This is a genomic window from Lysobacter yananisis (genome assembly GCF_031199375.1).
Lineage (GTDB): Bacteria > Pseudomonadota > Gammaproteobacteria > Xanthomonadales > Xanthomonadaceae > Lysobacter > Lysobacter yananisis.
The window spans coordinates 3,951,483-3,975,345 of sequence record NZ_CP133568.1 but is presented as its reverse complement, the minus strand read 5'-3'; the positions used below and the strand labels follow the sequence as shown (position 1 = coordinate 3,975,345).

The following is a 23,863-nucleotide window of genomic DNA, read 5'->3' as shown; positions in this document are numbered from 1 at the left end:
AAGCCTTATGAACAACAACCAAGCACATCTGGGCGCCCAGCGCCGCAGCGGCGCCGTCGCCGGACTCGACGCCGCCGGCCTGCGCGCGGCGATCCGCGAATCCTTCGTCAAGCTCGCCCCGCACCACGCGATCCGCAGCCCGATCATGGCCGTGGTCCTGCTCGGCACCGCGCTGTCGGCGCTGATCACGATCTTCGTCCCGGGCAACGCCGCGTTCGGCGCCGCGGTCACCGCGATCTTGTTCGTGACCGTCCTGTTCGCCAACTTCGCCGAAGCCGTGGCCGAAGCGCGCGGCCGCGGCCAGGCAGCGTCGCTGCGCGCGGCGCGCCGCGATCTGGTGGCGCGCAAGCTCGACACGCTCGGCCGCAACGAAACCCGCGTCGCCGCGTCCACGCTCAAGCCCGGCGACCGGGTCGTCGTCTCCGCCGGCGAACTGGTGCCGGCCGACGGCGAAATCGTCAAGGGCCTGGCCACGATCAACGAATCGGCGGTCACCGGCGAATCCGCGCCGGTGCTGCGCGAGGCCGGCACCGACCGTTCCGGCGTGATCGGCGGCACCAAGGTGCTGTCCGACGAGATCGTGGTCGAAGTCAGCGCCGAGCCCGGCCAGAGCTTCCTCGACCGCATGATCGCGCTGGTGGAAGGCGCCAACCGGCAGAAGACCCCGAACGAGATCGCGCTGACCATGCTGCTGGCGGCGATGACGCTGACGTTCCTGATCGTGGTCGCGACCCTGCCGTTCTTCGCCGGTTTCGTCGGCGCCAAGCTCGACCCGCTGCTGCTGATCGCGCTGCTGGTCTGCCTGATCCCGACCACCATCGGCGGCCTGCTGCCGGCGATCGGCATCGCCGGCATGAACCGCGCGCTGTCGGCCAACGTGCTGGCGAAATCCGGCAAGGCGGTGGAAGTGGCCGGCGACGTCGACGTGCTGCTGCTCGACAAGACCGGCACCATCACCCACGGCGACCGCCAGGCCACCGCGTTCCACCCGCTCGCCGGCATCGACCGCTCGCAGCTGCGCGACGCCGCCCTGCTCGCCTCGCTCGCCGATCCGACTCCGGAAGGCAAGTCGATCGTGCGGCTGGCGCGCGAGCAGCACAGCGCGGTGGCCGAACCCGAGCGCGCCGACTACCTGCAGTTCACCGCGCAGACGCGCATGTCCGGCGTCGATCTGCCCGACGACCACGAAGGCGGCGCGCGTTCGATCCGCAAGGGCGCGGGCGACGCCATCGGCAACCACGTGCGCTCGCTCGGCGGCGACGTGCCCGCGGAACTGGCCGCGCGCGTCGAACAGGTCGCGCGCGGCGGCGCCACCCCGCTGGTGGTGGCCGAAGGCCGCTACGTACTGGGCGTGGTCGAACTGTCGGACGTGGTCAAGCACGGGGTCAAGGAACGCTTCGCGCGGCTGCGGGCGATGGGCGTGCGCACGGTCATGATCACCGGCGACAACCCGCTCACCGCCGCCGCCATCGCTGCCGAAGCCGGCGTGGACGACTACATCGCCGAAGCCCGGCCCGAGGACAAGCTCGCCCGCATCCGCGCCGAGCAGGCCGGCGGCCGGCTGGTGGCGATGGTCGGCGACGGCACCAACGACGCCCCGGCGCTGGCCCAGGCCGACGTCGGCCTGGCGATGAACTCCGGCACCCAGGCGGCCAAGGAAGCCGGCAACATGGTCGACCTGGATTCGGATCCGGCCAAGCTGCTGGCGGTGGTCGAAGTCGGCAAGCAACAGTTGATCACCCGCGGCGCGCTGACCACGTTCTCGCTGGCCAACGACGTGTCGAAGTACTTCGCGATCCTGCCGGCGCTGTTCGCCGCGGCGATCCCGCAGATGGCCGCGCTCAACGTCATGCACCTGTCGAGCCCGACCAACGCGGTGCTGGCGGCGCTGATCTTCAACGCGATCATCATCCCCGCGCTGATCCCGCTGGCTCTGGCCGGCGTGCGCTTCAAGCCGGCCACCGCGGTCGCGCTGCTGCGCCGGAACATGCTGGTCTACGGCCTCGGCGGCGTGCTGCTGCCGTTCGCCGCGATCAAGCTGATCGACCTGGCGCTGTCGGCGATCTTCTGACTCCGAAAGCCCCTCTTCCGCCTGCGGGAGAGGGGTTGCGGCGAGGGCCCGGCCCTCGCGAACAAAGGAACCTCCCAATGAACACCCAACCCACTTGCGCCGCCAGCATCGACGACCGCCAGTCCCTGCGCGCGCCTTCGCTCTACGCCGCCGTCTGCCTGCTCGGCTTCGGCCTGGCCTACTCGCTGGCCGGCACCGCCATCGGCCGGGTCGCGTTTCCGGCGCAGGCGACCGGTTCTATCCTCGAACGCGACGGCCGCGCCGTCGGCTCGGAACTGGTCGCCCAGCCGTTCGCCGACGCCCGCTATTTCCAGCCGCGCCCCTCTGCGGCCAAGTACGACCCGATGGCCGCGTCCGGCAGCAACCAGGCGCGCAGCAATCCCGACCTGCGCAAGCGCCTGGCCGAGGAAACCGCGGCCATCGCCCAGCGCGAAGGCATCGCCGAAAGCGAGGTGCCGGCCGAACTGGCGACCCAGTCCGGCGGCGGCCTCGACCCGCACATCTCGCCGCGCTCGGCGCAGGTGCAGGCCGCGCGCGTGGCCAAGGCGCGCGGGCTCGACGCCGACCGGGTCGCGGCGCTGATCGCGAGCAACACCGAAGCGCCGCAGTTCGGCGCGCTCGGCGAGCCGCGCGTCAACGTGCTCAAGCTCAATCTCGCCCTGGATGCGGCGCGCTGAGCGTGCGCGCGCAGCGCAGCGCCGATCCGCGCGCAGCGGCGATGCGGACGCGTGCCCCACGCCGCGCGCGAAAACAACTGTCAGAATCGCGAATGTTGCGATCCGTAGAACTGCGAACGCGATTCGCTCCCTGCGACCGCGACCTCCTAGGCTCGAATCGCCAGAACGATCTGGCGCCAAGGAGAGAAGCACATGAAGCGCTTGTTCGAAGGAAAGAAGAAGATGCTGCTGGCGTTGGCCGGCGTCGCCACCTTCGCCGCCGGTTTCGCCTATGCCGCCGCGCATCCGTGCGTGGAATGCGGGATCGAACGCGACCGCTGCCTGGCCTCGGGCGAAAACCCGACCCTGTGCCAGGCGATGTACAAGACCTGCTGGCAGGAAAACGGCTGCAACCCGACCAATCCGGGCAACCCGCGGTAACGCCCGCGCCCACGCGGCCGGATCCGGGCGTCGTCCCGATCCGCTCCGTGCCGGCTTGCGCGCCGCAGCCGCAAGCACCATGCTGCGCGCGAGCCCCGCGCCGATGCGATCTGCGCATCGGCGCGACCGCGGCGGCCGCCGGCCCTTACCCGCCCGGCGCCGCCGAGCAGGACCCCGACCGATGAGCGACCCGCGCAGCGCCCAAGCCGATGCCCTGATGGGCGAACTGCAACGCCAGGGCGCCGGTCGCCTCACCATCTTCCTCGGCGCCGCGCCCGGCGTCGGCAAGACCTACACCATGCTCGGCCGCGCGCGCGAACTGCAGCGCCGCGGGATCGACGTGGTGGTCGGCATCGTCGAGACCCACGGCCGCGCCGAGACCTCGGCCCTGGTCGACGGCCTCGACCTGCTGCCGCGCAAGCGCAGCGACTACCAGGGCCGCACGCTCGACGAGATGGACCTCGACGCCCTGCTGGCGCGCAAGCCCCAGGTCGCCCTGGTCGACGAACTCGCCCACCGCAACGCCCCCGGCAGCCGCCACGAGCGGCGCTGGCAGGACGTGCTGGAACTGCTCGACGCCGGCATCGACGTCTACACCACGGTCAACATCCAGCACCTGGAAAGCCTCAACGACGTCGTCCACCGCATCACCGGCGTGCGCGTCAGCGAGACCGTGCCCGACGCGCTGTTCGACCGCCTGCGCGACATCGTCCTGGTCGACCTGCCGCCGCGCGAGCTGATCGAGCGCCTGCAGCAGGGCAAGGTCTACGTGCCCGAACAGGCCGCGCACGCGCTGCAGGCGTTCTTCTCGCCGTCCAACCTGACCGCGCTGCGCGAACTGGCGATGCAGACCGCCGCCGACCGCGTCGACAGCGACCTGCGCGAGGCGCAGACCGCGCGCGGCCTGCCCGGGGTGCCGTTGCGGCGCGCGGTGATGGTCGCGATCGACGGCCTCGGCCAATCCGAATACCTGGTGCGCGTGGCCCGGCGCCTGGCCGAACGCCGCGACGCGCCGTGGCTGGTGGTCACCGTGCAGACCGGCGGCGCGCCCGACGCGCAGCGCCAGGGCGAACTCGACCGCGCTTTCGCCCTGGCCCGCCGGCTCGGCGGCGAGGCGGTGGTGCTGCACGGCAACAGCATCGTCGACGCCCTGCTCGATCACGGCGAACGCGCCGGCGTGTCGACCATCGTGCTCGGCCGCACCCGCGAGCGGCCGCTGGCGCGCATGGTCAACCGCACCCTCACCCAGCAGCTGATCCAGCGCGGCGCGCACTACGAGCTGACCATCGTCAGCACGCCCGAGGCGCGCGCCCGCGCGCGCCGCAGCCTGCGCGAGAACGGCGGCCGCCTGCGCGGCCTGCTCAGCCGCAGCGACGCGGCGCTGGCGGTGTTCGCGGTGGCGATGGCGGTGGTGCTGGCCGGGTTCGCCGAACGCTGGATCGGCCTGGACGACCTGTCGCTGGTGTTCATCGTCGCGGTGGTCGTGGTCGCCGCGCGCACCCGCATGACCGCGGCGGTGCTGGCCTCGGCGCTGTGCTTCCTGGCCTACAACTTCTTCTTCATCGAACCGCGCTACACCCTGTTGATCGGCGCGCGCCAGGGCGTGACCACGGTGACCTTGTTCCTGGTCGCGGCGCTGGTCGCCGGACGGCTGGCGTCGAAGCTGCGCATGCAGGTGGTGGCGTTGCGCGCGGCCAACGCCCACGCCACCGAGCTGCAGACGCTGGGCCGCGAGCTGGCCACCGCCGCCGACGCCGGCCAGGTGGTGCGCGCGGGCAAGCGCGCGCTCAAGCGCTCGCTCGGCGCGGAGGTGTTCGTCTACGTCGGCGGCGCGCCGCTGGCCGGGCCGAACCTGCCCGAACTCAGCGACAAGGACCGCGCCGCCGCCGACTGGGCGCTCAAGCACCGCCAGCCGGCCGGGCGCTACACCGACACGCTCGCCGGTTCGGATTGGTGGCTGCTGCCGCTGAGCGGCGACGCCGGCGACAAACCCGCGGCCGGGCTGGTCGGCCTGCGCCTGCCGCCGTCGCTGACCCGGCTCGGGCCGGAACAGCGCCGTCTGGCCGAGGCGATGACCGACGACATCGCCCAGGCGGTGCTGCGCACGCGCCTGGTCGCCGACCTGGAAGACTCGCGCGTCGGCGGCGAGACCGAGCGCCTGCGCTCGGCGCTGCTGTCCTCGGTCTCGCACGACCTGCGCTCGCCGCTGGCCTCGATCATCGGCGCGGCCAGCAGCCTGGACAACTACGCCGAGGCGATGCCGCGCGAGGACCGCCACGCCCTGCTCGAAACCATCCGCATCGAGGGCGAGCGGCTCGACCGCTACATCCAGAACCTGCTCGACATGACCCGGCTCGGCCACGGCGGCCTCGCCCTCAACCGCGACTGGATCGGCGTCGACGAGCTGATCGGCTCGGCGGTCACGCGGCTGCAGCGCTACGAGCCGGCGGCGCGCTTCGAGGTCCGCCTGCAACCGGGCCTGGGGCCGATCTGGGTGCATCCGGCGCTGATCGAGCAGGCGCTGTTCAACGTGCTCGAGAACGCGGTGAAGTTCTCGCCGCCCGACGCGGCGGTGACGATCGACGCGCGCCGCGTCGATGGCGAGCCCGGCGGCCCCGATCATCTGTTGCGCATCGACGTCGGCGACCGCGGTCCCGGCATTCCCGAGGACGAACGCGCGCGCATCTTCGACATGTTCTACAGCGTCGAGCGTGGCGACCGCGGCCGCCAGGGCACCGGCCTGGGCCTGGCGATCTGCCAGGGCATGATCGGCGCCCACGGCGGCAGCGTGGTCGCCCTGCCCGGCCAACCCGACGACCAGGGTCGCCGCGGCACCACGATCCGCATTACCCTGCCGCCCATCGAACCCGAACCCAGGCCCGACGCCGCCCGCGCGCCATGACCCACGACCACGCCCCGCATGCCGCATCGCCGCAGGCCGCGCCGCCCGCGCGCGTGCTGGTGGTCGACGACGAACCGCAGATCCGCAAGTTCCTCGACATCGCCCTGCGCGCGCAGGGCTACGCGGTCGAACTGGCCGACACCGGCAACGCCGGGCTGGAGAGCCTGGCCACGCGCGGCGCCGACCTGGTCGTGCTCGACCTCGGCCTGCCCGACCGCGACGGCTTCGACGTCCTGCGCGAGCTGCGGCAATGGTCGGGCGTGCCGGTGATCCTGCTGACCGTGCGTTCCAGCGAGGCCGAGAAAGTCGCCGCGCTCGACGGCGGCGCCAACGACTACGTGACCAAGCCTTTCGGCGTGCAGGAACTGATGGCGCGCGTGCGCGCCCTGCTGCGCGCGCACGGCCCGCAGGGCGAGACCCTGCCGGTGTTCGACGACGGCCGCCTGCGCATCGACCTGGCCCGGCGCGAGGTCGCGCTCGACGGCGAACCCGTGACGCTCGCGCGCAAGGAGTACGCGCTGCTGGCTCTGCTGTTCCAGCACGCCGGCCGGGTGGTGACCCAACCGCAGTTGCTGCGCGAACTGTGGGGCCCGACCCACCAGGAAGACACCCACTACCTGCGCATCCTGGTCGGCAAACTGCGCCACAAACTCGGCGACGACGCTGCCGCGCCGCGCTACATCGCCACCGAACCGGGCGTGGGCCTGCGCTTCATCGACAAGCGCTGAGATCGCATGCCGACCCGGATGCTGCGTATCCGTCTGCAGCAGCGACGCAAGTCGCGACCGCGCCGCCACGACAACCGCGCAGGCCGCGAAATCGCGCGGCCGGAGCGATGACGGCCGCACCATTGCATGGCCGCACCAGCGGACATTCGTCGCGACGTTGCGTTCGCGGTCGCGGCTTGCGCCGCTCCTACAGGTAGCCCATGCAGAAACGGCCCCGCTGACAGCGCGCGCCGGATGAACTGCCTGTAGGAGCGGCGCAAGCCGCGACCGCGCCGACGCAATCGACTGAGCGAATCGCGAAGCCGCGGATCGAAGCGCGGGCCACAGGCTTGGCCGCACGACCCGCAGCTCCCGCATGACCTCCCTGTAGGAGCGGCGCAAGCCGCGACCGCGCCGACGCAATCGACCGAGCGAATCGCGACGCCGCGCATCGAAGCGCGGGCCGCGGGCTTGTCCACACGACCCGCAGCTCCCGCATGGCCTCCCTGTAGGAGCGGCGCAAGCCGCGACCGCGCCAATACGAACAACCGCGCCACTGAAGGCGTCTTATGCGGCAATGGATTGCCCATCGCCTTCCAGCGTCCATCGCCGCTTCGCTTTCGCGGTTGCGGCTTGCGCCGCTGCTACCGTCAGGCCAAGCCGGGACGCGATCGCGCGCAAAGAAAAAGCCGGCAATCTCGCGATTGCCGGCTTTCCGATTTGGCGCGCCCGGAAGGATTCGAACCTCCGACCCCCAAGTTCGTAGCCTGGTGCTCTATCCAGCTGAGCTACGGGCGCCTGAGTGCAATTATGACGTGTTATTCGCGCGACGGGAAGCGTCATCGCGATGTCGCAGCGATATCGCGACACATCGGGAAAACACCGCGTCGGCGCAGGCATTGACTGACGACCAGGCTTGGTTGCGCATGCGCTTGCGGCGCTGCATTTCGGCGACGGCGATCTGATCGCAGAGCGTCGGGCCTGAAGGCCCTCCCACGCCGTCGCGTCGCTTCGGTCGCGAGCACGCAGCGAAGCTGCCGCAATGCACGGCGAGGCTCGAGCGCTTCGATGCCACGGGGCTTCGTCGCTTCGCAAATTCGTTTGTTCGTTTGTTCGTTGCTCGATGCCTCGGCGGCTCGCCACACGAAATCACCAACTCCGCGCGCGCGCCGACCTGCGAAACCGGACGCGATTCGCGGCGGCGCCGAGCAAAAACCCGGGCAAAAGAAAAAGCCGGCAATCTCGCGATTGCCGGCTTTCCAATATGGCGCGCCCGGAAGGATTCGAACCTCCGACCCCCAAGTTCGTAGCCTGGTGCTCTATCCAGCTGAGCTACGGGCGCTTAGTTGGAAAAGTATGACGGACAAACGACTTTCCGTCAACATTTCCGGTGAAACCCCTTCGTCGTACCGGCCGTGTCGCAGGGCCGGTGCGGCGAAAGAAAAGCCGCCGAAGGCGGCTTCGGTACAACTGGCGGAGAGTGAGGGATTCGAACCCTCGATAGAGTTTTTGACCCTATACTCCCTTAGCAGGGGAGCCCCTTCGGCCACTCGGGCAACTCTCCGCATCTATCAAGCGATGCGGGCGGCAATCATAACGGCTCGCCCGATTTACAGCAACATCCGCCGCAACATTCGCGGCGATGTTCTCAGGCGACCTGTTCCTCAGCCGCCCGTGTGTTTGCCCGAATCGTCCGACGCATCCTCGCCGCGCTGAATGCGCTGGTAAATCTCCTCGCGATGTACCGCGACATCTTTCGGTGCGGTAATACCGATACGCACCTGGTTGCCCTTGACGCCGAGCACGGTGACCGTCACCGAGTCGCCGATCATCAGGGTTTCGCCGACGCGACGCGTCAGGATCAGCATTGAAAACCTCCTCGAGCCGGCACCCGGGGCACCGGCGTTGGCATTCTTTCCATGTGGAAGAATGCTTCAATTTGTACACAAACGTGAACCATCTTAGCGACCGGTCAAACCCGGTCGCAAGCGATAGCAGTCACTGTTCGCCATTCAGACAAGCTTACTCTCAACCCATCGCGCGACGCCCGCAAGAGCCTGGGTCAGGGCCGGGCCGTCGTCGCCGCCGCCCTGAGCCATGTCCGGTCGGCCGCCGCCTTTACCGTTGATCTGACCGGCCACGTGCGAGAGAAGTTCTCCCGCCTTGACCTTGCCAGCCGCGCTTCCGTTCACTCCGGCGACCAAGGCCGCCTTACCGTCGCTGGCGCCCGCCAGCACGATCACCGCATCGCCAAGCTGTTGCTTGAGGCGGTCGACCGCCTCGCGCAGCGCCTTGGCGTCGAAACCTTCCAGCCGGGTGGCCACGACCTTGACCGGACCGATCTGCGCCGCCGAGGCGGCCAGGTCGGCCGCGGCGCCGGAGGCGGCCTTGGCCTTGATCGATTCGAGCTCGCGCTCGAGCTTCTTCTGCCGGTCCAGCAACGCGCGCAGTTTGTCGGCGACGTCGGCCGGGTTGCCGCCGAGCAGGCGCGCGGCCTGCTCCAGGCGCGCTTCCTCTTCGGCCACGTAGTCCAGCGCGCCCTGCCCGGTCACCGCCTCGATCCGGCGCACGCCGGCCTGGACGCCGCCTTCGGCGACGATCTTGAACAGGCCGATGTCGCCGGTGCGCGACACGTGGGTGCCGCCGCACAGCTCGGTCGAGGCCTCGCCCATGCGCAGCACGCGCACGCGGTCGCCGTACTTCTCGCCGAACAGCGCCATGGCGCCGAAGTCCAGGGCTTCCTGCATGCCCATCTGGCGGACTTCGGCCTCGTAGTTGCCGCGCACATCGCGGTTGACCTGGCGCTCGATCTGCGCGAGTTCGGCGTCGGTCAGCGGGTTGAAGTGCGAGAAATCGAAACGCAGGCGATCCGGCGCGACCAGCGAGCCCTTCTGGGTGACGTGGTCGCCGAGCAGGCGGCGCAGGGCCGCGTGCAGCAGATGGGTCGCCGAGTGGTTGAGCACGGTCGCGGCGCGGCGGCCGGCGTCGACGGCGCCGCTCACGCGGTCGCCGACCTTGAGGCTGCCGTCGGTCAGCACGCCGACGTGGCCGTGGAACTGGCCGGCGAACTTCAGGGTGTCGGCGACCTGGAACGATGCGCCGGACGCTTGCAGCGTGCCGGTGTCGCCGACCTGGCCGCCGCTTTCGGCGTAGAACGGGGTGCGATCGAGGATCACCGCGCCTTCGTCGCCGATGCGCAGCTCGTCGACCGCGACGCCGTCGCGCAGCAGCGCGACGACTTGCAGCTCTCCTTCGACCAGGCGGTCGTAGCCGAGGAATTCGGTCGGCGCCAGGCGCGCGGCGACTTCGGCCGGCATCGCGGTCTTGTTGCCGAACTTGCCGGACTGGCGCGCGATCTCGCGCTGCTTTTCCATCTCGGCTTCGAACCCGGCCATGTCCACCGACAGGCCGCGCTCGCGCGCGATGTCGCCGGTGAGGTCGGCCGGGAAGCCATAGGTGTCGTAGAGCTTGAACGCGTCGGCGCCGGCGATGACGCCGCTCGAGCGCGCCGCGATCTCGTCGAAGATACGCATGCCCGAGTCGAGGGTCGCGGCGAAGCGCTCTTCCTCGGCGGCCAGCGCGGCGGCGACGAACCCGGCCTTGGCGGCCAGCTCGGGATAGGCATCGCCCATCACTTCGACCAGCGCCGGCACCAGCTTATGGAAGAACGGGCCCTTCTGGCCGAGCATCCAGCCGTGACGCAGGGCGCGGCGGATGATCCGGCGCAGCACGTAGCCGCGGCCGTCGTTGGACGGCAGCACGCCGTCAACGATCAGGAACGAACAGGCGCGGATGTGATCGGCGATCACCCGCAGCGACTTGTTCTCCAGATCGGCGGTGCCGGTGGCTTGCGCCGCGGCCGCGATCAGGTGGCGGAACAGGTCGATCTCGTAGTTGCCGTGCACGCCCTGCAGCACCGCCGCCAGACGCTCCAGGCCCATGCCGGTGTCGACGCACGGCGCCGGCAGCGGCAGCAGCGTGCCGTCGGGCTGGCGGTCGAACTGCATGAACACCAGGTTCCAGATCTCGATGAAACGGTCGCCGTCCTCGTCGGGCGAGCCCGGCGGGCCGCCGGCGATGTGCGCGCCGTGGTCGTAGAAGATCTCGGTGCACGGACCGCAGGGACCGGTGTCGGCCATCTGCCAGAAATTGTCCGAAGCGAACGGCGCGCCCTTGTTGTCGCCGATGCGCACGATCCGCTCGGCTGGAATGCCGATCTTCTTGTGCCACAGGTCGTAGGCTTCGTCGTCGGTGTGGTAGACCGTGACCAGCAGGCGCTCGGCCGGCAGCTTCCACACGCCGGTCAGCAGCTCCCAGGCCCAGGCGATCGCGTCGGCCTTGAAGTAGTCGCCGAACGACCAGTTGCCGAGCATCTCGAAGAAGGTGTGGTGGCGCGCGGTGTAGCCGACCTGGTCGAGGTCGTTGTGCTTGCCGCCGGCGCGCAGGCAGCGCTGCACGTCGGCCGCGCGCACGTAGCCCGGCTTCTCGCTGCCGAGGAACACGTTCTTGAACTGCACCATGCCCGAGTTGGTGAACAGCAGGGTCGGGTCGTTGGCCGGCACCAGCGGCGCCGACGGCACGATGGTGTGGCCTTTGCCCCGAAAGAACTCGAGGAAATCGCTGCGGATTTCGGTGGTCGTTTTCATGCCTGGGGGAAGATTCGCCTGGTCGGGAGCGGAGCGCTCGACCGAACCCATGCCACCACGATGGGGGCATCGACTGGAACAGGCAACCCGGGACCCGAAAGCCGCGTAGCCTAGCAGGCCGGAGGCCCTTGTGCGCAAGGCCTCGCAGGAAAAGTGCCTGAACGTTCAGTCCGATACGTACGAACGGCTGGCGATGCGAATGGTTTCCATCTCGAACCCCCGCCGCATAAGCAAATCGGCGGCCTTGCGGCGCCGCGCCGGGTCCTGCGCATAGGCCTCGCCGAAGCGGCGCCGGAGCAGGTCGCGGGCGTTCTCCAGCCAGTCGCCTTCGAAGGTCGCCATGGCCGCGGCAATGGCTTCGCCGTCGAGGCCGTGGGTGCCCAGTTCGGCGCGGATGTGGACCGGGCCGTAGCCGTTGTTGGCGCGGCTGCGGACCAGGGTCTCGGCGAAGCGGGTGTCGTCCTGCCAGCCGGCGTCGGCGAGGCGGTCCACCGCGTCCACGACCTGCTCGCGGTCTAGCCCGCGCGAGGTCAGTTTCCGGGTCAATTCCTTGCGCGAATGCTCGCGCCGGACCAGCAGGCCGAGCGCGCGCTGGGTCGGGCTCTGTTCGCGCGCAGCGCGGCGGCGCTCGCGGCGCGAGGGGCCGCTAGTACTTTGGTCGAACAGGTGGCCGTCGCCGTCGGCAAACGGGTGTTCGAACGTGGCGTCGGACGTGGAATGCGCGAAGAGCGGGCCGGCGGCGGAGTCGGCGGCGGCGTTGGCGGTTGCGGGTGCCGGTGCCGGGGGTTCGGCCGCGGCGTTGCGGTCGTCCGTAGCGTGACGCTCGCTTGGGCGGCGTTGCGCCGCTGCGGACAGGCCCGCATGGACGCGGGCGGCTGCATCGGTTGCAGATGAAACCTGTTGGCCCGGTCTTGTACGCGGTTCGGGCTGCGGCCCGGTGTCGGTGTCGGTGTCGGAAAACAATGATGCGCGGGACGGCCGGTCCGCATCCGCGGACCGGCTCCCGCTTTCGATCGCACGCATGCGCGCGCGCAGGTCGTTCAGACTCGTCGCTCCACGGCCGGGCGAGGGCTCACCACCCTGCCCGGCCGTGCTGCCGGCGCCACCACCATGGCGCCGTCCGTCATCCCGATCGGAACTCATTGCAAAGACGATGGGCTAAGGACCGGCGAGGATCAGTCCTCGGCGGCCTCTTCGCGCGAAGCCTCGGCCGGCACGAACTTCTCGCGCAGATTGGCTTCCAGGCGCTGGGCCATTTCGGGGTTTTCCTTGAGGTACTGGCGGGCGTTTTCCTTGCCCTGGCCGATGCGCTCGCCGTCGCAGCTGTACCAGGCGCCCGACTTCTCGACCAGCTTGGCTTCCACGCCCATGTCGATCAGTTCGCCTTCGCGCGAGATGCCTTCGCCGTAGAGGATCTCGGTGACGATCTGCTTGAACGGCGGCGCCATCTTGTTCTTGACGACCTTGATCTTGGTCTGGTTGCCGATGATCTCGTCGCCCTTCTTGATCGCGCCGATGCGGCGGATGTCCAGGCGCACCGAGGCGTAGAACTTCAGCGCGTTGCCGCCGGTGGTGGTTTCCGGGCTCTGGCCCGGCATCATCACGCCGATCTTCATGCGCAGCTGATTGATGAAGATCACCAGCACGTTGGAGCGCTTGATGTTGCCGGTGAGCTTGCGCAGCGCCTGCGACATCAGGCGGGCCTGCAGGCCCGGCAGCTGGTCGCCCATCTCGCCTTCGATTTCGGCCTTCGGCGTCAGCGCGGCGACCGAGTCGACCACGACCATGTCGACCGCGGCCGAGCGCACCAGCATGTCGGCGATTTCCAGCGCCTGTTCGCCGGTGTCGGGCTGCGAGACCAGCAGGTCGTCGATGTTGACGCCGAGCTTGGCGGCGTAGATCGGGTCGAGCGCGTGCTCGGCGTCGATGAAGGCGGCGGTGCCGCCGTTCTTCTGGCACTGGGCGATGGCCTGCAGGGTCAGGGTGGTCTTGCCCGAGGATTCCGGGCCGTAGATCTCGACCACGCGGCCCTTGGGCAGGCCGCCGATGCCGAGCGCGATGTCGAGCATCAGCGAGCCGGTGCCGATGACCTCGGCGGCTTCGACCGCGCGGTCGCCCATGCGCATCACCGAGCCCTTGCCGAATTGCTTCTCGATCTGGCCCAGGGCGGCCGCAAGCGCGCGCTTCTTGTTCTCGTCCATCGCTGTGTTCCTTAAGTCTGTCGTGGTGGGGATACGTTAGAGGGCGCGTATCGCAGAGGCTGAGATCGTGGCGCCGAGAGCCAAATTATCCGTCGAAGCGGCCGTGCGCTGCCGGGCGGTTGCCGGCGCGGGGGTCGGATTTTCCCGCGCCAGCGCGGCGGAAATCGTCTCGCCGAGGCCGCGCAGCGCGGCTTCGGCGGCCGGCACCGCGGCGCATTCGCGGGCGAAGCCGCGGCGGTCGTAGAGGCGGACGCAGGCCATCGCGGGATTCAACGGTTGGGCCGGACCAGGCCGCAATACAGGCCTTCGATGGCGAAGTCCTGGTCGGGCTGGACTTCGATCGGCGCGTAATCGGGATTGCGCGGCAGCAGGCGGATGCGGTCCTTGCCGATCTTCAGCAGCTTGACGGTGATCTCGTCGTCGATGCGCGCGACCACGATCTGGCCCGAACGCGCGTCGCGGGTGCGGTGCACGCCGATCAGGTCGCCGTCGAAGATGCCCTCGTCGCGCATCGAGTCGCCCTTGACCTTGAGCAGGTAATCGGGCGACGGGAAGAACATGTTGCGGTCGAGCAGGACGTAGTTGTCGGGCTCGATGCCGGCGGCCGAACCGATCGGCGCGCCGGCCGCGACCCGGCCGAGCACCGGCAGGCGCAGCGCGTCCTCGTCGAAAGACTGCGCCGGCGCGGCGACCAGGCCGAGCTCGCGCTGCGCCTGCGGCGGCGGCTGCAGCACGCGGATGCCGCGCGCGCGTCCCGGCAGGCGCTCGATCGCGCCGGCCGCCTCGAGCGCCTCGAGGTGGTACTGCGCGGCGCGCACGCCCTTGAAACCGAAGGCGCGCGCGATCTCCGTCTGCGACGGCGGGAAACCCTCGGCGTCGATCCGTTCCGCGATCAGCGCGAGGATGGCTTGCTGGGTGTCGGTCAGGCTCATGGTTAGTAGTATTACTACTAACAACCGGGGCGGGCAAGGCCGTTCGTCCGGCAATTGATTGACCCAGTCAAATAACTCTCGCAGGCTGCGGTTCCGCCCCCGCCCACCGAGCCGCCCGCCATGGCCACCGAAATCGAAGCCGCCCAGGTCGACGCCGTCCGCGCCTTCAACCGCTTCTATACCCGCCGGATCGACGTACTGCGCGAGGACCTGCTCGACAGTCCGTTCACCCTGACCCAGGCGCGGGTGCTGTTCGAACTGGCCCAGCGCGAGCCGGTCGCGGCGCGCGAGATCGGCGAGACGCTGGGGCTGGACGCGGGCTACCTGAGCCGGATCGTGCAGGGTTTCGTCGACGCCGGCCTGGTCGCCAAGGCGCGCAGCGAACACGATGCGCGCAGCTTCGCGCTGAGCCTGACCGCGCGCGGCCGCGAGACCTTCGCCGGACTCGACCGCAGCTCGCACCGGACCACCGCGGCGATGCTGGAGACCCTGTCCGCGCTCGACCGCGACCGCCTGCTGCGCGCGATCGCCGAGGCCGAGCGCGCGCTGACCCCGCATGCGCTGCCGGCGCCGCAGCGCTTGCGCGTGCGCGAGCAGGCGATCGGCGACATCGGCTGGGCGATCGAGCGCCACGCCCGCCTGTATGCCGACGAGTACGGCTGGAACGCGGAGTTCGAGACGCTGGTGGCGACGCTGTTCGCGCAGTTCGCGAGCGGCCGCGATCCGGCGCGCGAGCGCTGCTGGATCGCCGAGATCGACGGCGAGCGGGTCGGCTGCGTGTTCGTGGCCGCCAACGCCGACGATGCGCGGATCGCGCAGCTGCGCTGCCTGTTGGTCGATCCGCGCGCGCGCGGGCTGGGCGTGGGCCGGCGGCTGGTGGAGACCTGCATCGACTTCGCCCGTGCGGCCGGTTATCCGCGCATACGCTTGTGGACCAACGACATCCTGGTTGCGGCGCGGCGCATCTACGAGGGCTTCGGATTCGTGCTGGTCGAAGAGAACCGGCATCGCAGCTTCGGCCACGATCTGGTTGGGCAGGTCTGGGAGCTTTCGCTGGAGTGAGCGGGCGCGATTGCGGCGGAGGCGCGTTGCAGGAGCGACGCGGGCCGCGATGCGGCCGTTGCGGGAACTGGGGTGCCGCAGTTGTCTGCTCGGTGGTCGCTGCGTTACGGGTTCGCGGCGATCTGCCGGGGCGCGGTCGCGGCTTGCGCCGCTCCTACAGGGGGATCGCCGCGCGGCGTCGCGTCGGGTACGACTGGAGGGATCGGCGCTGGTTTGCGTGTGCGCGGCAATCTGCCAGGGCGCGGTCGCGGCTTGCGCCGCTCCTACAGGAGGACGGCGGAGCCGGCACCGTTTGTCTCAGGACGCCAGCGTTTCCAGGCCTTGCAGCGCCGCGGCGACGGTCTGGCGCCGCACCGCTTCGCGGTCGCCGTCGAAGTGGAAGGCTTCGGCGCGCGGGTAGCCGCCGCGGCGCTTCCACGCGACCCAGACCGTGCCGACCGGCTTGTCCTCGGTGCCGCCGCCGGGGCCGGCGATGCCGGTGACCGCTACGGCGAGGGTCGCGCCGGTGTTGGCCAGGGCGCCGGAGACCATCTCGATTACGGTTTCGCGGCTGACCGCGCCGTGCTGTTCCAGGGTCTGCGGGCGCACGCTCAGCAGCGCCTGCTTGGCCTCGTAGCTGTAGGCGACCAGACCGCATTCGAACCAGGCCGAGGAACCGGCGATGTCGGTCAGGGTCTTGGCGATCCAGCCGCCGGTGCAGCTCTCGGCGGTGACCAGCATGTGGTGGTTGCGGCGGGCGGTTTCGCCGATGCGGGCGGCCAGGGCATCCAGGGCGGCGTCGGTGCTGTCGGCGGGGGCGATGGCAGGGGTGTGGGCGCTCATGGGCGCCACTATAACGGGCGTGGGGACGCGGGCTTTGCCGGGTTGGACGGTTGGACGGTTGGACGGTGCGGGCGCTGCCGGCAAGGGCGCGGCGACGACGCCGGCCGCGGTGGGCGCCTCGGCGATTGCGATGACCGCGTCGCGGCTCGCGCCGCTCCTACAGTCGGATCGCACGCCACGGCCTCGCCCTGTAAGAGCGGCGCGAGCCGCGACCCCGGGCTCGCCGTTCGCGGCGCGACGGCGGCGGCCTGCGCGACGACGGCGGCCTGCGCGACGACGCGGCCTGCGCGACGATGGCGGCCGCGCGCAGGTCGCGCGCGGTCGCCGTCGCACCGGCTTGGCTCAGTAGCTCACCCGCAAGGTCACCCCGTAGGTACGCGGCGCGCCGAGGAAGGCGTTCCACGAACCGGTCTGCAACGGGGCGTCGAAGCCGACCTGCTTGTATTCCTCGTCGAACAGGTTCATCGCCCAGGCCTCGACCATCCAGCGGCGGTTCTTGGCGCCGACGCCCAGGCGCGCGTTGACCACGGTGTAGGCCTCCTGGCCCTTTTCCGGGTCGAGGTCGGAGCCGGTGTTGTAGTCGGAGGAATACTTGGCGCCGATGTTGAAGCGGCCGACCAGGTCGGGGCCGAAGTCCCATTGGTAGGTCACCGCGGCCGAGGCCGACCACAACGGGGCGAAGCTGGCGCGCGCGCCGGGCAGCTTGGCCAGGTCGGCGTCGGGCAAGGGATCGTTGCCGTACTTGGTGTCGGCGTACATCACCCCGCCCTGCAGCATCAGGCCCTTGATCCCGGTCTGCCACAGCACTTCGGTGTCGATGCCCTGCGACACCACTTCCGGAATCGAGCGCACCACGAAGCTCGTGCCGAGGAAGCTGTTGAGCTGGAAGTCGCTGTAGGTCTGGTGGAACAAGGTCGCGTTGAGCAGCAGGTTGCCGCCGGCCCAGGTGGTCTTGGCGCCGAGCTCGTAGCTGTCGACGAACTCGCCCGGGAACGAGGTGTCGTTGACCGGGGTGATGCCGGCGGTGCCGGCCGACAGCCCGTTGGAGGACTGCACCCGGTCGAGGTTGAAGCCGCCGGCCTTGTAGCCGCGCGCGGCCGAGGCGTAGCCCATGACGTGCTCGTTCCAGCGGTACGCGGCCTTGAACGTGCCCGACCATTCCTTCTCGTCGCGCTCCTGGTGGGTCACCCGGCCGTTGTGCAGGGTGTTGGCCCACGGCAGGCACATGAAGCCGAGCACCTGCGGCACCAGCGCGTTGATCGCCGCCAGCGGCACGCCGCGCGCGGCCAGCGCCTGCCCCACCCGCGCCGGATTGGCCAGGCCAGCGCCGCAGCCGACGCCGCCGTTGGGGTTGCTGTAGACCGAGTCGAGCTCCTTGTTCTCCTTGGTGTAGCGCAGGCCCAGGGTCAGGTCGAGCTGGTCGGTGACGTGCCAGGTGTTGTTGGTGAACAACGCCACGCTGGTGCTGTTCTGCTTGTAGCGGTCGAGCGCGCCGAGGCCGGTGAAGGCGGTGCCGAACGGACGCCCGGACGCCTGCGACAGGAAGGTCGCGGCGTTGGCGGTGTTGACCACGCCGGCCGGGAAGCGCGCGGCGATCTGGCTCAGCACCGCGGTCGACAGGTACGGCTCGTAGGCGGCGCCGAGGCTGTAGGAATCGTTGCGCTTGAGGTCTTCGTCGGCATAGAACAGGCCGACCATCCAGTCGAGCTTGTCGGTGGAACCGGTCAGGCGCAGTTCCTGGCTGAACTGCTTGAAGCCGGTGAAGGATTCGTCCGGATCGGCGTTGCGGTAGATCATGTCGGCGGTGGAGAAATCGAAGTCCAGGCCGTTGATCGCCTGCCAGTCGCGCGCGGCGGTGATCGAGGTCAGCGTGGCGCCGCCGAACCACGGGGTGATCCAGTTGATCTCGGCCGAAACGCCCTTGTCCTTGATGTCCTGGGTGGTCGGCCGGTTGCTCCAGGCGCGGCGCGCGAACGGATCGGCCACCGGCGCCACGCCGGTGCCGCCGGCCAGCGCGTTGACGATCGCCGCGGTCGGGCCGCGCACCGTGGTCAGGCCGACGCAGCAGTTTTCCTCGCGGCTGCTGAAGTCGGCGATCAGGTTGATGTCGAGGTTCTCGGTCGGCTCGAACAACAGTTGGCCGCGCAGGGTGTGGAAGTTCTGGTCGCCGTCCTCGCGCTCGGCGCGCGGGCCGCGGCCGACTTCGACGTCGGTGAAGCCGTCGCGCTTGCGCTTGGCGCCGTAGATGCGGAACGCGGCGTTTTCGCCGAGCGCGGTGTTGAACGAACCGGCCGCGCCGACCGCGCCGTAGTCGCCGATGGTCAGCTCGCCCTCGACCTTGGTGTTGTAGTCCGGGCGGCGGGTGATGACGTTGATGACGCCGGCCGAGGTGTTCTTGCCGAACACCGTGCCCTGCGGGCCCTTGAGCACTTCGATCCGCTCGATCTCGCCGAGGTCGCCGAAGCCCACGCCGTTGCGCGGGCGGTACACGCCGTCGACGACCACGCCGACCGAGGATTCCAGGCCGGCGTTGTCGCCGACCGTGCCGATGCCGCGGATGCGCGCCACCGTCTGCACCTCGCTCTGGGTGCTGCTGACGGTCAGGCCGGGCACCAGCAACTGCACGTCCTTGATGTCGCGCACGCCGGTGTCCTGCAGCAGTTGCTCGGGCAAGGCGGTGATCGAGATCGGCACGTCCTGCATCGCCTCCTCGCGTTTTTGCGCGGTGACGGTGAGGCCGGCCAAGGTCTTGGCCTCGTCCTCCTGCGCCGGCGCGGACTGCTGCGCGTGCGCGGCGGCGGACGCGGCCAGGCTCAGGGCGACGGCGAACGACAAGGTCTTGCGACCCGGCGAGCGAGCGATCATCAGGCATTCCCCTCTTGTGACGACGTTTCCTACGAAAAACGCTGGATTCCAACGTTGGACTTCGATGTCTGGCGGTATCGGCGCGCGCTGCCGCGCGCGCCTCCGCGCGGTCCCCGGCGCGGTGCGTCCTCGACGTATACGCGATCGGCGGGGGAAGGCGGCCGGGCTACGCGGGAAGCAGGATGGGCGGAAAACTAGCACGCTGCGCGCAGGCGTCATGCGGCGTCGCAGCACCGTTGTGTCGGCAAGTAATTTTCGCCGATGTTGCGAACGAACGTTCGCAAAGTGGGTGGTGGGTATTGGGGGATCGCGATTTGCGACGAGGGCGGAGGAGCGCGGCGATCCGGCACAAGAGCGTCGGGCCTAAAGGCCCTCCCACAACAGCCCGGATGCCCTCGGCCTGCGGCGCTTGTCCGGCAGGAGCTTCACCGCTTTCGTGGGAGGGACTTCAGTCCCGATGCTTTTCGCTCAGGTCATGGCGATCTGGCACAAGAGCATCGGGCCTGAAGGCCCTCCCACAACAACCCGGATGTCCTCGGCCTGCGGCGCTTCTATCGGAGGGACTTCACCGCTTTTGTGGGAGGGCCTTCAGTCCCGACGCTTTCCGATCAGATCATGGCGATCCGGAACAAGAGCGTCGGGCCTGAAGGCCCTCCCACAACAACCCGGATGTCCTCGGCCTGCGGCGCTTCTATCGGAGGGACTTCGCCGCTTTTGTGGGAGGGACTTCAGTCCCGACGCTTTCCGATCAGATCATGGCGATCTGAAACAAGAGCGTCGGGCCTGAAGGCCCTCCCACGACAGCTCGGATGCCTGAGGCCCGCGGCGCCTGACTGGCAGGAGCTTCACCGCTTTAGTGGGAGGGACTTCAGTCCCGATGCTTTTCGCTCAGGTCATGGCGATCTGGCACAAGAGCATCGGGCCTGAAGGCCCTCCCACGACAACTCAGTGGCTGATCGGGCCGCGGCGCCCCACGCTCAGTCGCGCACCAGCGTCGACTTGCCGAACAGGCTCTCGACCAAATCGATCGCGATCAGCGCGGTGGCGTTGTCGCGGTCGAGGATCGGGTTGAGTTCGACGATGTCCAGCGAGCCCATGCGCCCGCTCTCGGCGATCATCTCCATCGCCAGTTGCGCTTCGCGGTAGTTCGGGCCGCCGGCGACGCCGGTGCCGACGCCGGGGGCGATGGTCGGGTCGAGGAAGTCGACGTCGAAGCTCACGTGCAGGTGGGTGTCCTCGTCGAGGTCGGCCAGCGCGTCCTCCATCACCCGCTTGATGCCGAGATCGCCGATCCGGCGCATGTCGTACACCGGCAGGCCGTGGCGGCGAATCAGTTGCTTCTCGCCGGCGTCGACCGAGCGCGTGCCGATCTGGCGCATCTGCCCGGCCTGCATCGCCGGCGCTTCGCCGCCGAGGTGGGTCAGTTCGCGCGGGCCCAGGCCGATCAGGCAGGCCACCGGCATGCCGTGCAGGTTGCCGCTCGGGGTGATGTCGTTGGTGTTGAAGTCGGCGTGCGCGTCCAGCCACAGCACGCGCAGCTTCTTGCCGTGCGCGCGGCAGTGCTGGGCGACCGCGGTGATCGAGCCCAGGCCCAGGCAGTGGTCGCCGCCGAGCAGGATCGGCATGCGGCCCAGGCCGAGTTCGGCGGACACGGCGTTCATCACCTGGCGGTTCCAGGCGATGACTTCATCGAGATGGCGATAGCCGTCGACCGGCCCGGTCCAGGGATTGGGCGGGCCGTCGAGGTTGCCGCGGTCGGCGACGTCCAGGCCGAGTCCGTGCAGCGCTTCGCGCAATCCGGCGATGCGCAGGGCCTCCGGGCCCAAGCGCGCGCCGCGGTCGCCGGCGCCGACGTCGGTCGGCGCGCCTATCAACGAAACCGGCAAGGCGGAAACCGGTGAGGCAGTGGGGGAGCTCATGTGCGGGTCCTGAGCGGCCGGCTCGGCGGCCGCGTGAATGGATGGAGCCGCCTTGGCGGCCGAAAAAGAGGTGGATGCGAACGCTTCTACGAGCGCAGGCCGCCAGCGAAGCCGCGCCGAGGCGAAGCGCGCATCGCATCGGCATCGGAACCGATGCAGCGGGCGCGCGTGCGACCCGATCGTGATCGCGTATCGCCGCGCCCTGCCCCGCCGCGCCGGCTCACTTCTCGACGAAGGCCCGCTCGATCACGTAGTCGCCCGGTTCGCGCGTGCGCGGCGAAGCGGCGAAACCGCGCTGGTCGAGCAGCGCGGCGGTGTCGGCGAGCATCTGCGGGCTGCCGCACAGCATCACCCGGTCTTCGGCCGGATCCAGCGGCGGCAGGCCGAGCGCCTGGGTCATGGTGTCGGCGGCGATTGCGTCGGTGAGCCGGCCCTGGTTGCGGAACGGCTCGCGCGTCACCGTCGGGTAGTAGCGCAATTGTTGCCGCACCGGCGGGCCGAGGAACTCGTGCTTGGGCAGTTCGCTCTCGATGAACTGCTGGTAGGCCAGGTCGTCGATCCGGCGCACGCCGTGCGCGAGCACCACGGTCTCGAAGCGCTCGTAGGTCTCCGGGTCGCGCACGATGCTCAGGAACGGCGCCAGGCCGGTGCCGGTGCCGAGCAGGTACAGGCGCTTGCCCGGGTTGAGATCGTTCAGCACCAGCGTGCCGGTGGGCCGGCGGCTGACCAGGATCTCGTCGCCGAGCTCGATGTGGCGCAGGCGCGAGGTCAGCGGGCCGTCGGGCACCTTGATGCTGAAGAACTCCAGGTGTTCCTCGTAGTGCGCGCTGGCGATCGAGTAGGCGCGCATCAGCGGGCGGCCGTCGATCTCCAGCCCGACCATGACGAAGTGCCCGCTGTCGAAGCGGAAGCCGGGGTCGCGGGTGGTGCGGAAGCTGAAAAGGCTGTCGTTCCAATGCCTGACTTCGATGACGCGTTCGGTCGCCAACTGCATCTGGGTGACTCCTGCATGGAAGGGGCGCAATGGGGGTGAAGCGGCGGTCGGGGCGCGAATCCGCGCCGCAGCCGACCCGCCGCGCGGGGTCGGCTGCAATCGCTGCGTCATCGTGCGGACGCGCTCGGGTAATTAACGGCCGTCGCGGTCGCAACGCCCGCGACGCGGGCGCGGCGCGACGGCCGGGCAATACCAGCACATTATTTTTTCCGGAGGGAAACGGATATTCCAAAGAATGATCCGCGTCGCAGGATAATCGGGCCTGCGCCTTTGACGGCGCCGCGGCCTAGCCGCGAATATTCGCCGGCATTATCTGCAGCACTCTGTCCGGCCGTCACGGAGCGCGCGAGCGCATAACCGGGCCGACCACCACCAGCCTGCCGGGAGGATCGCATGGGCGATTCGACGGGAACCTCTGCACCAATGGATTCAGAGACTTGCGAAAAACCGCCGAGCGCTCGCCGGTCGCGGCGCGGCGGCGGTCTCATTATCGAAACGGGGCGGCCCGCTCATTTTCTGAAAGATAATGGAAAAAGAAAATGAACGGATTATCAGAGCACACTTTGGAAACGCGTGCTGCGTCGCAACAGGAGAGTGACGCGACCGGGCAGGACGGCGCCGCCGCGGCCGGCGCCGCGATTATCGCGGGACCGAATGCCGACCCGGTCACGCCGGCAGCGACGACGCGGCTGGATTTTCTTCGGCACTGCGCCCACCCGCTGCTGATGCTGGCGGTGGCGGTTTATGCCTATGCCGCGATCGCGCGCGGCTGGGACCTGGGCGGCGCCAACTTCGCCTTCGTGTTGCTGACCATCGGCTACCTGGCGCTGCTGGAGCGGCTGATCCCGTACGAGCGCCGCTGGCTGCCGGACCGGCGCGAATGGGGCCTGTACGGCGTCTACTTCTTCCTCACCGTGGTCGGCGGCGCGCTCGCGCAGATCCCGCTGATGGCGGCGGTGTCGGCGGTGGCGCCGCTGCATCCGGCGCTGCCGCTGTGGGCGGAGATCCCGCTGGCGCTGCTGCTGAGTTCGCTCGCCAGCTACGCGGTGCACCGCGCCGGCCACGACGTTCCGCTGCTGTGGCGGCTGCACGGCGTGCACCACGTGCCGGACAAGGTCAACGTCGGCAACAACGGGGTCAACCACGTGCTCGACGTGACCCTGGCCCAGTTCGTGGTGCAGTTTTCGCTGGCGCTGTCGGGCTTCTCCGCGCATGCGCTGTTCGCGGTCGGCATCTTCGTCATCGCCCAGGGCTATTTCGTCCACGCCAACATCGACGTGCGCCTGGGCTGGCTCAACCACGTGCTCGCCAGCCCCGAGCTGCACCGCATGCACCACAGCGCCGACAAGCACGAGGCCGGCCACTTCGGCTCGGACCTGTCGGTCTGGGACCGCCTGTTCGGCAGCTACACCTGGCGGCCGGGCAAGCGCCCGCGCCAGATCGGCCTGTTCGCGCCGGGCACGTTCCCGCCGAACCGCGCGCTGCTGTCCACCTTGTTGCATCCATTGCGGCCGCGGCGCTATCCGCCCGCGCCGCCACCCTCGCCCGCCCACGCACCGCTCGCATCCGCCGCGCCCGCCGCGGACCGCGCGCCGCCCTGACCGATTTGTTTCAGATCCAGTTTGTTCCAGAACCAGTTTGTTCC

At 69.6% G+C, this 23,863-nt stretch carries 20 protein-coding genes, 3 tRNA genes and 2 pseudogenes; 10 read left to right on the top strand and 15 right to left on the bottom strand.

What is annotated here, in order from left to right; translation table 11 throughout:
• The first annotated feature begins 7 nt into the window (after positions 1-7).
• The 5 genes from kdpB to RDV84_RS16585 all read left to right on the top strand — a co-directional run bounded on the left by kdpB (position 8) and on the right by RDV84_RS16585 (position 6,798).
• Positions 8-2,071 (top strand): potassium-transporting ATPase subunit KdpB, encoded by a 2,064-nt coding sequence (gene kdpB / locus RDV84_RS16605; protein ID WP_309150959.1) that lies wholly within the window; start codon positions 8-10, stop codon positions 2,069-2,071.
• A 77-nt stretch (positions 2,072-2,148) separates the two neighbouring features.
• A complete protein-coding gene (kdpC, locus tag RDV84_RS16600; protein ID WP_309150958.1) occupies positions 2,149-2,748 on the top strand; it encodes a potassium-transporting ATPase subunit KdpC in 600 nt (199 codons plus the stop codon).
• Positions 2,749-2,940: 192 nt separating this feature from the next.
• A complete protein-coding gene (locus tag RDV84_RS16595; RefSeq protein WP_309150957.1) occupies positions 2,941-3,168 on the top strand; it encodes a hypothetical protein in 228 nt (75 codons plus the stop codon).
• 181 nt (positions 3,169-3,349) lie between these two features.
• Positions 3,350-6,070 carry a sensor histidine kinase gene (locus tag RDV84_RS16590; RefSeq protein WP_057948116.1) on the top strand — a complete coding sequence of 907 codons (2,721 nt, stop codon included), beginning with the start codon at positions 3,350-3,352 and terminating at the stop codon, positions 6,068-6,070.
• Positions 6,067-6,798: a response regulator gene (locus tag RDV84_RS16585; RefSeq protein ID WP_057948117.1), complete on the top strand. Its 732-nt coding sequence runs from the start codon at positions 6,067-6,069 to the stop codon at positions 6,796-6,798. The genes RDV84_RS16590 and RDV84_RS16585 overlap by 4 nt, the downstream gene beginning before the upstream one ends.
• A 700-nt stretch (positions 6,799-7,498) precedes the next feature.
• On the opposite strand, the gene RDV84_RS16580 is transcribed toward RDV84_RS16585, so the two are convergent.
• From RDV84_RS16580 to lexA, 10 genes are all read right to left on the bottom strand, one after another.
• Positions 7,499-7,575 (bottom strand) — tRNA-Arg (locus RDV84_RS16580).
• Between the two features lie 10 nt (positions 7,576-7,585).
• Positions 7,586-7,774 carry a DUF6053 domain-containing protein gene (locus RDV84_RS27380; RefSeq protein WP_486624543.1) on the bottom strand — a complete coding sequence of 63 codons (189 nt, stop codon included), beginning with the start codon at positions 7,772-7,774 and terminating at the stop codon, positions 7,586-7,588.
• A gap of 268 nt (positions 7,775-8,042) precedes the next feature.
• A tRNA-Arg gene (locus RDV84_RS16575) sits at positions 8,043-8,119 on the bottom strand.
• Between the two features lie 129 nt (positions 8,120-8,248).
• A tRNA-Ser gene (locus tag RDV84_RS16570) sits at positions 8,249-8,341 on the bottom strand.
• Positions 8,342-8,441: 100 nt separating this feature from the next.
• Positions 8,442-8,645, bottom strand: coding sequence for a carbon storage regulator CsrA (gene csrA / locus RDV84_RS16565; RefSeq protein WP_057948118.1), 204 nt, complete (start codon positions 8,643-8,645; stop codon positions 8,442-8,444).
• Positions 8,646-8,789: 144 nt separating this feature from the next.
• Entirely contained in the window at positions 8,790-11,474 is a 2,685-nt protein-coding gene (gene alaS / locus RDV84_RS16560) for an alanine--tRNA ligase (RefSeq protein ID WP_425606243.1), read from the bottom strand.
• 114 nt (positions 11,475-11,588) lie between these two features.
• Positions 11,589-12,089 (bottom strand): recombination regulator RecX, encoded by a 501-nt coding sequence (recX, locus tag RDV84_RS16555; RefSeq protein ID WP_057950167.1) that lies wholly within the window; start codon positions 12,087-12,089, stop codon positions 11,589-11,591.
• 509 nt (positions 12,090-12,598) lie between these two features.
• Positions 12,599-13,624: a recombinase RecA gene (gene recA / locus RDV84_RS16550; RefSeq protein WP_057948120.1), complete on the bottom strand. Its 1,026-nt coding sequence runs from the start codon at positions 13,622-13,624 to the stop codon at positions 12,599-12,601.
• Between the two features lie 36 nt (positions 13,625-13,660).
• Positions 13,661-13,897: a hypothetical protein gene (locus RDV84_RS16545; RefSeq protein ID WP_057948121.1), complete on the bottom strand. Its 237-nt coding sequence runs from the start codon at positions 13,895-13,897 to the stop codon at positions 13,661-13,663.
• Positions 13,894-14,556, bottom strand: a complete 663-nt coding sequence (gene lexA, locus RDV84_RS16540; protein WP_057948122.1) for a transcriptional repressor LexA — start codon at positions 14,554-14,556, stop codon at positions 13,894-13,896. The genes RDV84_RS16545 and lexA overlap by 4 nt, the downstream gene beginning before the upstream one ends.
• A gap of 120 nt (positions 14,557-14,676) precedes the next feature.
• On the opposite strand from lexA, the gene RDV84_RS16535 reads away from it, so the two are divergent.
• Complete coding sequence (locus tag RDV84_RS16535) at positions 14,677-15,618, top strand: bifunctional helix-turn-helix transcriptional regulator/GNAT family N-acetyltransferase (protein ID WP_250449748.1); 942 nt, start codon at positions 14,677-14,679, stop codon at positions 15,616-15,618.
• Positions 15,619-15,915: 297 nt separating this feature from the next.
• On the opposite strand, the gene RDV84_RS16530 is transcribed toward RDV84_RS16535, so the two are convergent.
• Together RDV84_RS16530 and RDV84_RS16525 are read right to left on the bottom strand one after the other, a co-directional pair.
• Entirely contained in the window at positions 15,916-16,440 is a 525-nt protein-coding gene (locus RDV84_RS16530) for a CinA family protein (RefSeq protein ID WP_057948124.1), read from the bottom strand.
• A 342-nt stretch (positions 16,441-16,782) separates the two neighbouring features.
• Positions 16,783-19,305, bottom strand: coding sequence for a TonB-dependent receptor (locus tag RDV84_RS16525; RefSeq protein ID WP_309150955.1), 2,523 nt, complete (start codon positions 19,303-19,305; stop codon positions 16,783-16,785).
• A gap of 436 nt (positions 19,306-19,741) precedes the next feature.
• Between RDV84_RS16525 and RDV84_RS26695 the strand changes: the two are divergent.
• A pseudogene (locus tag RDV84_RS26695) lies at positions 19,742-19,822 on the top strand (DUF6053 domain-containing protein); the annotation flags it as partial.
• A 59-nt stretch (positions 19,823-19,881) separates the two neighbouring features.
• A pseudogene (locus RDV84_RS26685) lies at positions 19,882-19,962 on the top strand (DUF6053 domain-containing protein); the annotation flags it as partial.
• Between the two features lie 91 nt (positions 19,963-20,053).
• Here the strand turns inward: RDV84_RS26685 and RDV84_RS26675 are convergent.
• Positions 20,054-20,104 carry a DUF6053 domain-containing protein gene (locus RDV84_RS26675; RefSeq protein ID WP_425606379.1) on the bottom strand — a complete coding sequence of 17 codons (51 nt, stop codon included), beginning with the start codon at positions 20,102-20,104 and terminating at the stop codon, positions 20,054-20,056.
• Between the two features lie 57 nt (positions 20,105-20,161).
• Here RDV84_RS26675 and RDV84_RS26670 point away from each other — a divergent pair, with 57 nt between their 5' ends.
• Positions 20,162-20,377, top strand: a complete 216-nt coding sequence (locus RDV84_RS26670) for a DUF6053 domain-containing protein (RefSeq protein WP_425606244.1) — start codon at positions 20,162-20,164, stop codon at positions 20,375-20,377.
• On the opposite strand, the gene rocF is transcribed toward RDV84_RS26670, so the two are convergent.
• Entirely contained in the window at positions 20,283-21,224 is a 942-nt protein-coding gene (gene rocF / locus RDV84_RS16520; protein ID WP_078996736.1) for an arginase, read from the bottom strand. The two genes, RDV84_RS26670 and rocF, sit on opposite strands and share 95 nt — an antisense overlap.
• Positions 21,225-21,444: 220 nt before the next feature.
• Complete coding sequence (locus RDV84_RS16515) at positions 21,445-22,218, bottom strand: ferredoxin--NADP reductase (protein ID WP_309150954.1); 774 nt, start codon at positions 22,216-22,218, stop codon at positions 21,445-21,447.
• A 539-nt stretch (positions 22,219-22,757) separates the two neighbouring features.
• Here RDV84_RS16515 and RDV84_RS16510 point away from each other — a divergent pair.
• Positions 22,758-23,819 carry a sterol desaturase family protein gene (locus tag RDV84_RS16510; protein ID WP_309150953.1) on the top strand — a complete coding sequence of 354 codons (1,062 nt, stop codon included), beginning with the start codon at positions 22,758-22,760 and terminating at the stop codon, positions 23,817-23,819.
• The last annotated feature ends 44 nt before the right edge of the window (positions 23,820-23,863 follow it).

Coding starts and splice junctions, on each gene's coding strand:
- RDV84_RS16525 (WP_309150955.1), bottom strand. CDS start 19,305: ATGATCGCTCGCTCGCCGGGTCGCAAGACCTTGTCGTTCGCCGTCGCC.
- rocF (WP_078996736.1), bottom strand. CDS start 21,224: ATGAGCTCCCCCACTGCCTCACCGGTTTCCGCCTTGCCGGTTTCGTTG.
- RDV84_RS16535 (WP_250449748.1), top strand. CDS start 14,677: ATGGCCACCGAAATCGAAGCCGCCCAGGTCGACGCCGTCCGCGCCTTC.
- RDV84_RS16515 (WP_309150954.1), bottom strand. CDS start 22,218: ATGCAGTTGGCGACCGAACGCGTCATCGAAGTCAGGCATTGGAACGAC.
- kdpB (WP_309150959.1), top strand. CDS start 8: ATGAACAACAACCAAGCACATCTGGGCGCCCAGCGCCGCAGCGGCGCC.
- recA (WP_057948120.1), bottom strand. CDS start 13,624: ATGGACGAGAACAAGAAGCGCGCGCTTGCGGCCGCCCTGGGCCAGATC.
- RDV84_RS16510 (WP_309150953.1), top strand. CDS start 22,758: ATGAACGGATTATCAGAGCACACTTTGGAAACGCGTGCTGCGTCGCAA.
- RDV84_RS16530 (WP_057948124.1), bottom strand. CDS start 16,440: ATGAGCGCCCACACCCCTGCCATCGCCCCCGCCGACAGCACCGACGCC.
- RDV84_RS16585 (WP_057948117.1), top strand. CDS start 6,067: ATGACCCACGACCACGCCCCGCATGCCGCATCGCCGCAGGCCGCGCCG.
- kdpC (WP_309150958.1), top strand. CDS start 2,149: ATGAACACCCAACCCACTTGCGCCGCCAGCATCGACGACCGCCAGTCC.
- csrA (WP_057948118.1), bottom strand. CDS start 8,645: ATGCTGATCCTGACGCGTCGCGTCGGCGAAACCCTGATGATCGGCGAC.
- RDV84_RS16590 (WP_057948116.1), top strand. CDS start 3,350: ATGAGCGACCCGCGCAGCGCCCAAGCCGATGCCCTGATGGGCGAACTG.
- RDV84_RS16595 (WP_309150957.1), top strand. CDS start 2,941: ATGAAGCGCTTGTTCGAAGGAAAGAAGAAGATGCTGCTGGCGTTGGCC.
- lexA (WP_057948122.1), bottom strand. CDS start 14,556: ATGAGCCTGACCGACACCCAGCAAGCCATCCTCGCGCTGATCGCGGAA.
- alaS (WP_425606243.1), bottom strand. CDS start 11,474: ATGGGTTCGGTCGAGCGCTCCGCTCCCGACCAGGCGAATCTTCCCCCA.